This window comes from Alteromonas sp. S167 (assembly GCF_036864375.1).
In the GTDB taxonomy this organism is placed as follows: Bacteria; Pseudomonadota; Gammaproteobacteria; order Enterobacterales; family Alteromonadaceae; genus Alteromonas.
Map to the genome: position 1 here is coordinate 26,272 of NZ_JAZETR010000003.1, position 13,004 is coordinate 39,275.

Consider the following 13,004-nt stretch of genomic DNA (forward strand, 5'->3'; position numbering starts at 1 on the left):
CCTTTTGCGTTTTATTTTGCGTATTACAATAAGCAGTGCAAATTACAGCTTTCTTGCTCTAATTCGCTTACCCTTAATCTTGCCTTCTCTGAACTGCGTCATGGCTTTTTTCACACTACGCGCTTTCACAGCCACAAAGCTCATACTATTTTGAACGGCAATTTTACCCACGTCATCACCCGGTATTTCGGCATCTTTGGTTAATGCCCCTACTAAATCGCCGGGACGAAGCTTTTGCTTCTTACCCGCACTTAATGAAATACAAGTGAACTCTGGCTGTGTTATTTTATTTTTATGGAAACGTAGGCTTTGCGCACCTTTAAGTGGAATATCGCTTTCTTGAAGCACTTCAATTTTTCGCAAGAAGTGCTCTTCCTCGTCACTTACCAAGGTGACGGCCATTCCCTTAGCTCCAGCGCGAGCGGTTCTTCCAATTCGATGAATATGCGTTTCGGGCTCTTCACTTACCGTGTAGTTTATAACGCATGCCACATCGTCAATATCTAAGCCGCGCGCCGCCACGTCAGTAGCTACCAATACTTGAAGCGCATCGCTTGCAAATTGCATTAATACCGCGGTTCTCGCAATTTGTTCCATATCACCTTGCAACCCGGCAGCACTGAAGCCGTCTTCTTGAAGTGCTTCAACCACTTCGGTTACTTGTACTTTTCGGTTACAAAAAACAATCGCGTTTTTAGGCTGATAATGAGTAAGTACTGCTTTGAGCGCCTGCGTGCGTGTGTGCGCTAAAACACTGTAACCTAGCTGCGTTATCGCTGGCTTACTATCTTGCGCTTCTACTTTGCATGTAACAGGGTTTGACAGGTACTGATTTGCTACGCGTTCAATTTGCTCGGTAAATGTGGCAGAAAACAATAAGGTTTGAACGCGACTAGGCATTTGCCCAAAAATAACGCGCAAGTCATCCTCAAAGCCCATATCTAACATTCTGTCAGCTTCATCTAACACGCGCAGTTTTATATTACTTAAATCGATACGACGCTTTTCAACATGATCCATTACGCGGCCTGGCGTCCCCACAATAATATGTGGACTATGCTTAAGCGACTGGATTTGAGGGCCCATGGGTTGTCCACCACACAATGTGGTTACCTTAACATTGCCTATTTCTTTAGCAGCCAATCTGCATTGCTCGGCCACTTGGTCAGCGAGTTCGCGCGTTGGACAAAGCATTAATACCTGCGTAGAAAAGTCACTTACTTCTATCATCTCTAAAGCAGGAATAACAAAGCAAAGTGTTTTACCACTGCCCGTTTGTGCTTGCCCTATTACATCTTTACCTTGCAGTGCGTCGGGAAGTGACTGTGCTTGAATGGGAGATAGCTGGTAAATGCCTTGGGCGTCTAGTGCTTTAACAATGGTGGGTTGTATATTGAGATGCTTGATTGTTTCAACTGTCATTAATTTGGGTTCCACAGGTGTACTACACCGTTTTCGGTATGATGAGCAATGCCAAAGTCCTGCGAGACCATTTCACTCCACGCAGAAAGCTGCTCATTATATTTTTTACTTTTTCTTGCCTTGGCTGAGGCAAGTTTCAGCTTCTCAAGCACTAACACACACGTGTCGGTTTTAGACAGTGCCAAGTAAGCTGTAGAAATATCGTATTCACTGGTTAGCTTTATTGTCTCACATTTAAGTCCATCAGGGTTACAACCAATATCAACAGCTCCCTGAGAACCAAACAGAACATCTATGTCATTTCTAAAAAGCCCATCCACTAGTGCTTGCCACGACTCATAGGCTTTCACCTGAAAACCCAAATCGAGAGCAATGTCATAACGGTAATCTTGCGCTAGCGTGCCTACCCGATACGTTTTGGGTACATCTTGAATGGTAGCAAAGCGTGGCTTGTCGATACCAAATAAGCCATGCAAGTTCTTTGAGACTGGTGTCACCCAATGAAATACATCATCTCGTTCATCGGTTCGAATAACGGAAAAAACCAGCACATTCGACTTGGTAGTTGCTTCTTTTGCTATTCGTTTCCATGGCGCAGATAAAATGGCATCAGGCATGCCCATTTCGTGCAGTATTTCTCGAACAAAGTCTGCTGCAATGCCTTCTAACTCACCACGCTCACTTAAATCGGAAAAAAGTGGCACTAAATCGGCTATCACCCACAAGTTTGACGTATTTGCATGTAACTTACCTACCAAACTAACTAACCCGTATTCTTCCACGCTATTGGGAAAGTCTTTCGATACTTGCGTAACTAACGGCAATACCTGCGCATTAAATTCAGAAGACGTTTTATATTCGCTGACTTTCTCGCTAAGCCACTCAGCATCATGTTCACTATTGTCTGTTTTAGCTAAGGCAATATAAGCCACACCAACGTCTATTTCTTGGCTACCCGCATTGGGGGTGCATGCAAATAACTCGCTACATTCGTAAGCTAAAATTGGCGAAATCCAATTATAGTCAAGTTCGTTTTCTTTTGTTCTTACAAGATTAAATAAAATATGAGGCACATACGCTTGCCCCTTTTGTTTTTGAGTAGCGCTTTTGTTTTCAAAAGAAGCGGTTGGGGCAGCAGACTGAAGTAAGCTTAAAGCAAACGCGTTAATTGAGTTAAATTGCTCTGCAGACACTATTGCCTGTAGGTCGTCAGAAAATGTATAGGCAAAAGATATACTTTTCGCCTGCAGAGTATGGCTCCACAGGCTGCTAGTGAAGAGGAAAAAGACTAGAACTAACTTTGAAACGCGTCGCGCAGTTTCCATTGTAATGTTTGCCCCGCAAAAAATGGAACCATGTCGGTACCATCAGCTAAGGTCACTTGCTCTGGTACCGTCCACGATTCTTTGACTAATGTCATTGTAGTCGTATTTCTAGGTAAACCATAAAAATCAGCACCATAATGGCTTGCGAAGCCTTCTAGCTTATCAAGCACACCTAATTGCTCGAATACTTCTGCATATAGCTCAATAGCCGACCACGCGCTGTAACATCCTGCACACCCACACGCGTTCTCTTTTTTATGTTTGGCATGCGGCGCAGAGTCGGTACCTAAAAAGAATTTTTTGTTACCGCTTGCTACCATCTCACGAAGTGCTTGTTGATGGGTATTACGCTTTAGTACAGGTAAACAATAATTGTGAGGGCGTACTCCACCTACTAGCAGGTCGTTTCTGTTAAGTAGCAAATGCTGAGGAGTTATTGTTGCGCCAACAAAGTCGCTCGCCTGAGCAACGAAACTGGCTGCATCAGAGGTAGTAATGTGTTCAAAAACCACTTTTAACTTGGGGAACGCGTCAACAATTGGGCCAAGGTGAAGGTCAATAAACGCTTTTTCACGGTCGAAAATATCGATGTGGTGTTCAGTAACCTCACCGTGAATAAGCAATAATAACCCTTGCTCTTGCATAGCCTGAAACACAGGGTAAAGCGCTTGAATTCCTTTCACTGCGGCATCTGAGTTCGTGGTGGCCCCTGCAGGATAAAGCTTACATGCGGTAACCCCTGCTTTTTTTGCTTCAACAATATCTTGTGGCGTTGTTTGATTGGTTAAAAACAGCGTCATTAAAGGCTCGAAGTTGCTGCCTTGTGGTCTTGCTGCTTCAATTCGTGTTTTATAAGCCATGGCCATTTCTGCATTAACCACGGGCGGTACTAAGTTAGGCATAACGATGGCACGTTGGAAACAGCGCGCTGTTGCTGGAACAGTTTCGGCTAACATTTCATTGTCGCGAAAATGGAGGTGCCAATCATCGGGGGTAGTAATAGTAAGCGTTTGCATGCCTTAACTCTCTTAGTACTGTGTAAACAACGAAGATGCGCGCAATAATAGCACAATGGTGCCGTATGGCGCAGTTATCCCCAAAACAAAAGTACTTTTTGAATTAAAAAGTTACGCTTTATCGTGTTCAACCCAAATGAGTTTATTTGTGTCATACCCTGCGTTTTGGGCAGTTTGTACAAGCGCCTCTACTGTTGCCTTGCTGATGTTTGGCGAGCGCGCCAAAATCCATAGAAAGTCTTTGTCTGGTCCAGTGATAAGAGCGTACTGATAGTCCTGTTTATCTAACTGCATTATCACGTAGCTGGCGTAGAACGGCCCAAAGAAGGATACTTTTAAATGGCCAGTGCTGCTGTTGCCAACAAAGTAGGCTTTACCTTGTGCTTCATCCCAGCTCCCCTCTTCTGCTGAGTAACCTCTGTTAATAACGCTTACACCGCCGTCGTCACGCATGGTGTAGGTTGCCGTAACATTAGAAAGCCCCTGTTCAAAGCTATGATCGAAACGCGCTATTTCATACCACTTCCCCAAGTAGCGAGGAAGTTCAAAGTCTTGTACCGGGCTCACATTCGTTGGCACGCCCGTGCAACCAAACAAAAAGAAACTCACCAGAACTGCACTTACGACTGACCTAACCACCGACCTGAATTTTCTAAGCATTTCTTCAACCTTTATCTTCTAGTGCTTTTTGTAAATTACCAACTACTGTACGATGCTAGGCGATATCCGGCTTTATTTAACGTTAAAAATAAATGGCAAAGCCTACACAAAATCACCGCTTTCATTAATTCAACAAGGACAACACTATGCTAAACGGCTTTCATCACGTAGCCATTATCTGCAGCGATTACCTACGCTCAAAGGCGTTTTACACCGACGTACTGGGGTTTACTGTAATTGATGAGAATTATCGTGAAGCAAGAAAGTCTTACAAATGCGACCTAGCGCTACCTGATGGCAGTCAAATAGAGCTTTTTTCTTTCCCTGATGCGCCTAGTCGCCCTTCACGACCAGAGGCTCAAGGGCTTAGACACCTTGCCTTTCAAGTAACAGACATAATGAGTGTTATTGATTCGCTAGAACAAAAAGGGGTGGCCTGCGAACCCGTACGCGTAGATGAATATACGGGCAAGCAATTTACCTTCTTTCAGGACCCAGACGGATTACCGCTTGAGCTTTACGAGTCTTGAAGCATACGCACTTCACGTTGAGGAAACGGAATTTCTACGTTTTCTCTCTGTAACGCGTTAAATATTGCCTGATTCAGCGCATAGCGAGTTTCAAAATGCTTTGTGGTTGGCGCCCATACGCGTACACCAAAATTAATGCTGCTGTCGCCGAAGTTATCAATACCTATAGCGGGCGCTTTCTCGTCAGAAATGCCTTCAACACTCTGCACCGCTTGCGTGATGATACTTGCAACATTATCAACGTCACTTGAATAAGCTACACCTATCTCAAGCTCTATAAGCATTTTCTCGGCTGAATTTTGAAGGATCTCCCCCACAATAAGTTTATTAGGTATTTGAATGTGAACATTGTCTTCATCAATCAATATGGTGTACGGCAACATTACCTTATCAACCACGCCAGAGACGCCCTGCACACGAATGGTGTCGCCTAAGACAAACGGGCGAGTGATGATGATGGTAAACCCGGCAGCATAATTTGCCAGCATACCTTGAATTGCCAAGCCAGCACCTAAGCCAATGGCACCAACCGCCGCAATAAGAGGCGTGACGCTAATTCCTACGTTACCTAAAGCAATGATTGTCACGACCGCAAGAATAACGATTTTTACAGCACCGCCAGTGAATCGGCTAAGCGTTATATCGATATCTCGATTTATCATAAGATTTTCAACTGCAGTGCCTATTTTAGTTGATAGCCACCAGCCGATAAGAAAAATAAATAACGCCCCAACAATTTGGAAGCTGTACGTCACAGCAAATTCGATGAGGGTGTCATAAAGTACTTGGGCTTGTTCTAATTGTTCCATTCAGATACACAAATAATGCAGTTGAGACTAATGTCGAGCATAAACAACTGTGTCTTTCTAAACAACACTGCTTCTTTCAACCACATGCTTTTTTTAGCCACACGGCCTTTTTCAAAAACAGCCTTTGAAACATGACAAGCATTTACACTGTGCTGTTTAGATACTACTTCGCGCATGTAGACCTGTTTTTTAAAATTTATGAAGGAAAATATTTGCACCACAAACTTAATCGTTTAAGATAATTGTTAATAGTTGTTAACATATGCCTAAGACCAACAAAAATTGCTTGTGTCTTTTAAAAGCCATAACCGCTTGGTGGTCAAGCGATTGGGAGTAACTTATGAATTATGCTGCCGACAGTAACGTTTGTTTAAACCGTATATTGGCTTCTACGGATTTATCTGATCTTTCAAAGAAAGATGCAGCGTTATTTAAGCGCCGATTAAAAGCGCATTTTCCCACGTTGTTTCAAAAGTACACACACGTGTATGGTCATCAATACGATTGCTATTTCCACCTACAGCAGCTTGTCGGCATTCTTAAAGATGGCATAAAAAACCGTAAGCCAGCGCTAAAAGCGCTAGATGTTAGCCGACTCGAAAACCCGTTGTGGTATCGCGATGAAAGCCAAGTGGGTATGGCCGCCTATGTGGATTTAATGGGTCCAACGCTTAAAGACCTTCACGACCGTATTCCCTATTACAAAGCTCTGGGCATAACTTATCTGCATTTAATGCCGTTATATGATGCACCAAAAGGCGACAGTGATGGCGGTTACGCAGTAAGTGATTATCGCAAAGTTAATCCAGCGCTTGGTACTATCAAAGAGCTTGAGAAGCTCGCGACTGCCCTGCAGAAAGAAGGGATTAATTTGGTACTCGATTTTGTGTTCAATCACACTTCAGATGAGCACCTATGGGCTAAAGCTGCCCTCGCAGGTGATGAACAATACCAAAATTATTACTACCTGTTTGATGACAGGACCTTACCCGATCAATATGAGCAAACGTTAAGAGAGATATTTCCGCAGGTTCGTCGAGGAAGCTTCACCTACAACGAAACCATGGAGAAATGGGTATGGACCACATTTAACAGTTTTCAGTGGGATTTGAATTACAGCAATCCAGAGGTGTTCAACGCCATTACGGCAGAAATGCTGTTTCTCGCTAATATCGGTTGTGCAGCACTACGCTTAGATGCACTTGCTTTTATATGGAAAGAACTTGGCACTAATTGCGAAAACCAAGACAAAGCACATGTGCTAATACAAGCCTTTAACAGCTGTCTTCAAATAGCTGCTCCTGCAGTGGTGTTTAAGTCAGAAGCCATTGTTCACCCTGACGAAGTGGTAAAGTACATCGATAAAGACGAGTGTCAGTTATCTTATAACCCGTTATTGATGGCGTTGTTATGGAATTCTTTGGCAACGCGTAAAACTCGCCTATTAACGCGTTCAATGAAGAAAAGTTTTCCAATTTCTGATGAATGCACATGGGTTAACTATGTTCGCTGTCACGATGACATTGGCTGGACTTTCGATGATGCGGTGGCGCAAGAACTTGGCATCAATTCATTTGATCATCGTTATTTCTTAAATCAGTTTTACACGGGTCGATTTAGCGGAAGTTTTGCCAACGGTGTGCCTTTTGCCGAGAATCCTTCAAACGGTGATTGTCGAGTATGTGGCTCGCTTGCATCTTTATGCGGTCTTGAGGATGCGCTGAAAAATAACAATAAAGCGTCAATTGATGAAGCGGTTAAACGCATGTTGTTGCTTTACGGTATAACGTTTAGCGTTGGTGGCATTCCGCTGCTCTATTCTAGTGACGAGATTGCCAAACTGAATGACTACAGCTACCGCAATGACGATGCTAAAAAACACGACGATCGTTGGGTGAATCGCATCGCCGTTACGCAAAGCGATACCGCGTTGGCACTTGCACCAGAACGCGCAAAAACCCTTCAAGAAAAAGCCAGCATTGATGTGTTTCAAGGTCTTCAGCACATGCTGAATATAAGAAAGTCGAATTCGATTTTTGGGCACGCCAAAACACACATTCTCGAATCGGGAAATCAGCATTGCTTTGCATTTCTTCGTGAAGGGCAACAGGGCGAAAAATTATTGGTTTTGTGCAATTTTAGTGAGCACCAACAGCAGGTAAACGGCGCAATTTTAAATGCAGTTCATCATCAGGATTGTGATGACCTTTTAACCAGTTCACAGGTTAATGGTAAGAGTGCATCCATCAGTTTAGCGCCCTATCAGCAAATGTGGCTTCATGTAAAATAATGCTTTTGTGGTGCTGTTTACGTTGTGTTTAGTCTGCATAAACAGCACTTATTCTCTGTTTTTCACCGCCGAATTTGGCACATCTTTACAGTTTAAAAAACAAACAAACAAACAGTTAAATTCTAAGTCTTCCAATTACTTATCAAATTTTTACTGTATTTATCAGCAGTAATGTAAATACCCACTATACTTAAAGTAAGCAAATAGAATTGCTTTGGTGTTTTGTATTTAGCTAGCGCGCAACACGTTTCATTACGTTCGACCTTGCGCTCCTGACAAAATCGATACGGCTAAAATGCTGAGTCATACGGAAATGTAAACAAGCAATGGATAAGACTATGCAAAGTAGTGATGCTTTGGAGTATATGTGCCCCTACTGCGGGGCAATAAATAATTTTGAACGCACGGCAATACGAGATATGTATCATGAGCAGGAAACGTCGTGCGACTGCTGCAAAAAAGTGCTGGGCTTAACGCCTGCAAACGGTATTGGCGGAAGAATAAACTTAATTATCGAATCTTTAGAAGCGGAAAAATGAAACGCCGCCGTTCGCAAAGGGTCGCGTTTAAAAAACGACTCTACAGGAATAAAAAAGCCGCTCTGTGAGCGGCTTTTTTGCAATCAGATATTGTCGAACGCTATTGCTACTTAGTAAAAAACTATTTTGCGAAGAACTCTCGTTTGAGATCTGCGTCTGTAAGGAATCGGCCGCCAAGTGCAGATGTTTTAGTATACGAATTCGTATCGCGAATACCACGCGCTTTCACACAGTAGTGCGTTGCGTTAATGCTTACGGCAACATCTTCTGTATTAGTCAATGTTTGAAGCGCTACCAACACCTGTTGCGTTAGACGCTCTTGTACCTGTGGACGCTGCGCAAAAAAACCTACAAGGCGGTTTATTTTAGATAAACCAATAACCGTATCTTTTGGAATATAAGACACAGTTGCAACGCCATCAATAGTCACAAAATGATGCTCGCATGTGCTTGTAAGGCTAATATCGCTTACCTGCACGGGCTGGTCGATTTGCATCTTGTTTTCAATGGCTGTTATTTTCGGAAATTTCAGATAATCAAGGCCGCTAAAGACCTCATTCACATACATCTTGGCAATTCGATTTGGCGTATCGCACAAACTATCATCCGCTAGGTCTAAGCCAAGCGTTTCCATAACATCACGCATGGCACTTTCAATGCGCTTGCGCTTCTGCTCGTCTGACAAGCCATTTTCCACCATAGGCGTTTCAAGACCTTTAGCTTCTAAGGCATCACGTACGCGTTGTGCAGACTCTGAAATAGAGGGGTCTAGTGCATCACGCACAATTACCGCTTCTTTTGCTAACATGTGTTTTTCCGTTGTTACTTCTTTTTTGATCTTCTACGATTGCCAAGTCGTTACAGATCCATTACACGGCAACAAAACTTTTATTTAACGTCGTTGCTACCAATCGTGCACTTGGCACAAAATCACATAAACCGTTAATTTAATGAAGGAAATCATCTTGAGCGCACCTATACTAATTACAGGCGCAAGCCAACGATTAGGTTTAGCCATGGCAGAAAGCTTGCTCGACAATCATCAAAATGTGGTTGTTACTTACCGAACCAACAAACCTTCAGTTGCGAAACTTAAAGAAAAAGGCGCAACGGTTATATGCGCGGATTTTAGCACTGAGGCGGCTATTGATCGAGCAATTGATGAGATTAAGGCAATCAGTAATACCTATCGCGCCATTATTCACAATGCTTCTGATTGGGCGCAAGAAAAAGACAGTAACGATAAACATGGGCTTATGACACGCATGATGACCATACATGCCATTGCGCCTTATAGAATAAATCTCGCTTTAGAAGATGCGCTGCTTCGTTGCCCTGAAGGCGCAGATATTATTCACATGACAGACTACGTACAAGACACAGGAAGTGAAAAACATACTGCCTATGCAGCAAGCAAAGCAGCTTTGCACAACCTAACGCTGTCTTTTGCTAAGAAATTAGCCCCGAAGGTAAAGGTAAACAGTATTGCACCTGCATTACTTATGTTTAACGAGCACGACTCTGAGGAATACAAACAAAAGGCAATAAAGAAGTCGCTATTGCAAACAGTTCCTGGCGCACAAGAAGCGGTAAAGGCCATGCATTATCTATTTGACAGCGACTACATAACAGGTCAAACGTTGCATTTAAACGGCGGGCGCCATTTGAAATAGTGTTTCCCCAAACATTAAAATAACGAAGCGGAGTTGAATAATTCATCAACAGCAAGTACCTTAGCGCGCTTACAAAAATAATTATCAAAGGAATGAAGTACGTGAAAGCTGTTATCGCTTATTTGCTCCTCTTTTTATCTGCCCCATCCTTCGCAGATAGCGACATACCTCCTCTTGAAGGCGACGAAGGCTATGCCGTCATTGCTATTTACTCAAAAGGTTATTCTGAAAATATAGTGCTTGAAGGCAGTGGCTTGATGAACAGCCACAAATTTGGGCCACTAAACTATGAACAACATATTGAAGTAATGAAGCTCCCTGCGGGTACCTACACGTGGAGTGAAATATATGAGCGCACTGGCTCTGTTGCTCAAGGCAATATTCTAAAAATATATTACGACATTACTGATCAAGATCTTTCATTTACGGTTCAAGCAGGCAAGCTAAATTACGTAGGCCTGTTAATGATTGATAAAATGGGTATGACCATGCGTACACGGTTGCTCAATAGAACCTCCATTATTCTGAAGATACTTGAACAAGACCACTCGCCGTATCTAGAGCAATATCCATTGGCCAACGGCATCTATCCGAATGATCATTACATTGGCTTTTACCAATCGCATGCTAAGAAAGAAGGAGCCGAATAATGAAGCTTTTTATATCGTTGACGCTCGCTTTTATCCTTACACTTTCAAGCGTTACTTCAATAACACACGCAGCATCACTGACTGAAGAGCAAGCACAGCTTCAAGACTTTTTCAAAGGTGCCAAATACAAGCTTTTCACGGTAAATCCATCAGGCACGGCCGTTGCTTTTATAGAGCCAAAGCTTCGCACTTATGACTTAATTGTTTACGATTTAGTTAACATGAAAGCCGATGAGCCTATTACTTTTCAACGCGCTCAACAGCAGGTAACCCACCGTAACGGCATAAAGTCTTGGCAAAATCACTTTAATAAGATTTACGAAATGAAGTGGCTATCTGATAACTTTCTTTCACTACGACAGCACTCCAACGATCGTTTCCATCGTTATGTCTTGGTAGAGTTTGCAGACCGAACACCGAAAGGAAATCCTCCATTTAGACTATCATTTATAAAACAAAATGGTTATTGGGTAGATACACTGCCAAACCAGCCAACTAAAGCAATTTACGCTAGTTATGAACCCAATGAAGAGTACGATTACCACGTAGACTTGTTTAAGCTCGACATGAGCCAAAAAATTACAAGAAGTGATTTCAGAAAAAAACTAAGACTGAACAAAAGCGGTCCGAAATTACATGAATGGATTTTTGATGCCAAAGGCTGGCGCTTAGCTGGAACACGTGAAGTTGGGCAAGTCACAGAACTGTTTGCCCGCACAGGTTCTAAGCCTCGCAAGTATCGGTATAAAAAAGTGTTCACAACCAACGCCAACGATCACCTTAGTGTGGTAGGTGGCAATCAAGAAGGCACAGAGCTACTTGTGCTTACCAATCACAATAGCGACAAAATAAAGCTAAAGCGCTTTAACATAGAGCAAATGAGCTTTACTGATACGGTTTTTGAGCATGATGCCTATGATTTAACCGGCGCAATTACGCACCCTGAAACAAAAGATGTTATTGGTGTTTCATTCCTTGAAAAAGGTATGACTAAACAAGTTTACTTTTCAGATGACTACAGCAAACTTGCCTCACGCCTGAAAAGCGCAAACAATATTGACGGCGTATACGCCATAGGTATGGATGCAAGTGGCGATAATATGATTTTTGTTGCCGACGACAGTGCTAACCCCGGCAAAACGTTTTATTACAACCGACAAAAAGATGCGTTTGTGCCGCTTGTTGAGTTGTACCCTTGGCTTAACGAAAAGAATCTAGCCAAAACCAAGTTATTGCAGCTAGAAACTGAAGACGGCGTAACATTAGAGGCGTTCTTGACCATACCTGATGTAGAAAACCCACCATTAGTTGTTATCCCTCACGGTGGACCCATTGGGATAAGCGACTCGCGACACTACTCAGGTAACATTCAGGTATTGGTAGATGCAGGTTATGCCACGTTACAGGTAAACTATCGCGGCTCATACGGTTACGGTAAGGCTTTTCTTAAGCAAGGCATGCAGCAGTGGGGAAGACTCATTGAAGATGACATTGAGCTTGCACTGCAGCATACCAAAGATAGTTATCCGATAAATAAAGAAAAAGTATGTATTATTGGTGGCAGCTACGGTGGTTATTCTGCGCTTTATAGCGTAATTCGCTCGCCTGAGTTGTATGAGTGTGCAGCATCATTTGCAGGCGTTACCGACCTTGCGCTTCGCTTCCAACGCAGCGACTTACAAGATGACGACACCGTTCGTGCGCTTACCGATATTATGGGCGATCCTACAACGCAGCAAGAGCAGCTCTTTAGCTATTCGCCACTATATCAGTACAAAAAGATCACTAAGCCTGTATTTATTGCGCATGGCACCGACGATACTGTTGTTGATATAGAACACGCATATCGATTGCACTTTGCCATGAAAGACAGCGGTATCGAGCACGAGTGGATGGTATTAGACGATGTTGGGCATGGCTTCCATTATACTGCGAATGCAGCGGTGTATTATCATGCGCTTATCAAGTTTCTCGATAAGCACCTAAAACAGTCTGCCGTTGTAGCAAACACAAACTAAAAGCCTCTTTGATAATCGCTAGTGCTTAAACAACCCACGGTTAAGCACTAGCGGTAATCGTCACCGCCATTT

Annotated in this window: 12 protein-coding genes; 6 read left to right on the forward strand and 6 right to left on the reverse strand. The window is 43.0% G+C overall.

Annotated features, from left to right (window positions below; all coding sequences use genetic code 11):
- Positions 1–42: 42 nt before the first annotated feature.
- The 4 genes from dbpA to V7R35_RS06080 form a co-directional block, all read right to left on the reverse strand.
- A complete protein-coding gene (dbpA, locus tag V7R35_RS06065) occupies positions 43–1,422 on the reverse strand; it encodes an ATP-dependent RNA helicase DbpA (protein ID WP_334013832.1) in 1,380 nt (459 codons plus the stop codon).
- Positions 1,422–2,747, reverse strand: coding sequence for a substrate-binding periplasmic protein (locus V7R35_RS06070; protein ID WP_334013833.1), 1,326 nt, complete (start codon positions 2,745–2,747; stop codon positions 1,422–1,424). The genes dbpA and V7R35_RS06070 overlap by 1 nt, the downstream gene beginning before the upstream one ends.
- The gene (gene pyrC, locus V7R35_RS06075; RefSeq protein ID WP_334013834.1) at positions 2,717–3,763 is read right to left on the reverse strand and encodes a dihydroorotase; all 1,047 of its coding nucleotides are present in this window, start codon (positions 3,761–3,763) and stop codon (positions 2,717–2,719) included. The genes V7R35_RS06070 and pyrC overlap by 31 nt, the downstream gene beginning before the upstream one ends.
- A gap of 111 nt (positions 3,764–3,874) precedes the next feature.
- Positions 3,875–4,423, reverse strand: a complete 549-nt coding sequence (locus V7R35_RS06080) for a lipocalin family protein (protein ID WP_334013835.1) — start codon at positions 4,421–4,423, stop codon at positions 3,875–3,877.
- A 146-nt stretch (positions 4,424–4,569) separates the two neighbouring features.
- On the opposite strand from V7R35_RS06080, the gene gloA2 reads away from it, so the two are divergent.
- The gene (gene gloA2 / locus V7R35_RS06085) at positions 4,570–4,953 is read left to right on the forward strand and encodes an SMU1112c/YaeR family gloxylase I-like metalloprotein (protein WP_334013836.1); all 384 of its coding nucleotides are present in this window, start codon (positions 4,570–4,572) and stop codon (positions 4,951–4,953) included.
- Here the strand turns inward: gloA2 and V7R35_RS06090 are convergent.
- The gene (locus V7R35_RS06090) at positions 4,941–5,762 is read right to left on the reverse strand and encodes a mechanosensitive ion channel family protein (RefSeq protein WP_334013837.1); all 822 of its coding nucleotides are present in this window, start codon (positions 5,760–5,762) and stop codon (positions 4,941–4,943) included. The two genes, gloA2 and V7R35_RS06090, sit on opposite strands and share 13 nt — an antisense overlap.
- Positions 5,763–6,102: 340 nt before the next feature.
- On the opposite strand from V7R35_RS06090, the gene V7R35_RS06095 reads away from it, so the two are divergent.
- Positions 6,103–8,052, forward strand: a complete 1,950-nt coding sequence (locus tag V7R35_RS06095; RefSeq protein WP_334013838.1) for an amylosucrase — start codon at positions 6,103–6,105, stop codon at positions 8,050–8,052.
- A 338-nt stretch (positions 8,053–8,390) separates the two neighbouring features.
- Positions 8,391–8,591, forward strand: coding sequence for a hypothetical protein (locus tag V7R35_RS06100; protein WP_334013839.1), 201 nt, complete (start codon positions 8,391–8,393; stop codon positions 8,589–8,591).
- 121 nt (positions 8,592–8,712) lie between these two features.
- Here V7R35_RS06100 and folE read toward each other — a convergent pair whose 3' ends face one another.
- Positions 8,713–9,399, reverse strand: coding sequence for a GTP cyclohydrolase I FolE (gene folE / locus V7R35_RS06105; RefSeq protein WP_334013840.1), 687 nt, complete (start codon positions 9,397–9,399; stop codon positions 8,713–8,715).
- A 157-nt stretch (positions 9,400–9,556) separates the two neighbouring features.
- Between folE and folM the strand changes: the two genes are divergently transcribed.
- The 3 genes from folM to V7R35_RS06120 all read left to right on the forward strand — a co-directional run bounded on the left by folM (position 9,557) and on the right by V7R35_RS06120 (position 12,932).
- A complete protein-coding gene (folM, locus tag V7R35_RS06110) occupies positions 9,557–10,264 on the forward strand; it encodes a dihydromonapterin reductase (RefSeq protein ID WP_334013841.1) in 708 nt (235 codons plus the stop codon).
- Between the two features lie 101 nt (positions 10,265–10,365).
- Positions 10,366–10,914, forward strand: coding sequence for a hypothetical protein (locus V7R35_RS06115; RefSeq protein ID WP_334013842.1), 549 nt, complete (start codon positions 10,366–10,368; stop codon positions 10,912–10,914).
- Entirely contained in the window at positions 10,914–12,932 is a 2,019-nt protein-coding gene (locus V7R35_RS06120; protein WP_334013843.1) for an alpha/beta hydrolase family protein, read from the forward strand. Before V7R35_RS06115 ends, V7R35_RS06120 begins: the two co-directional genes overlap by 1 nt.
- Positions 12,933–13,004 lie beyond the last annotated feature (72 nt).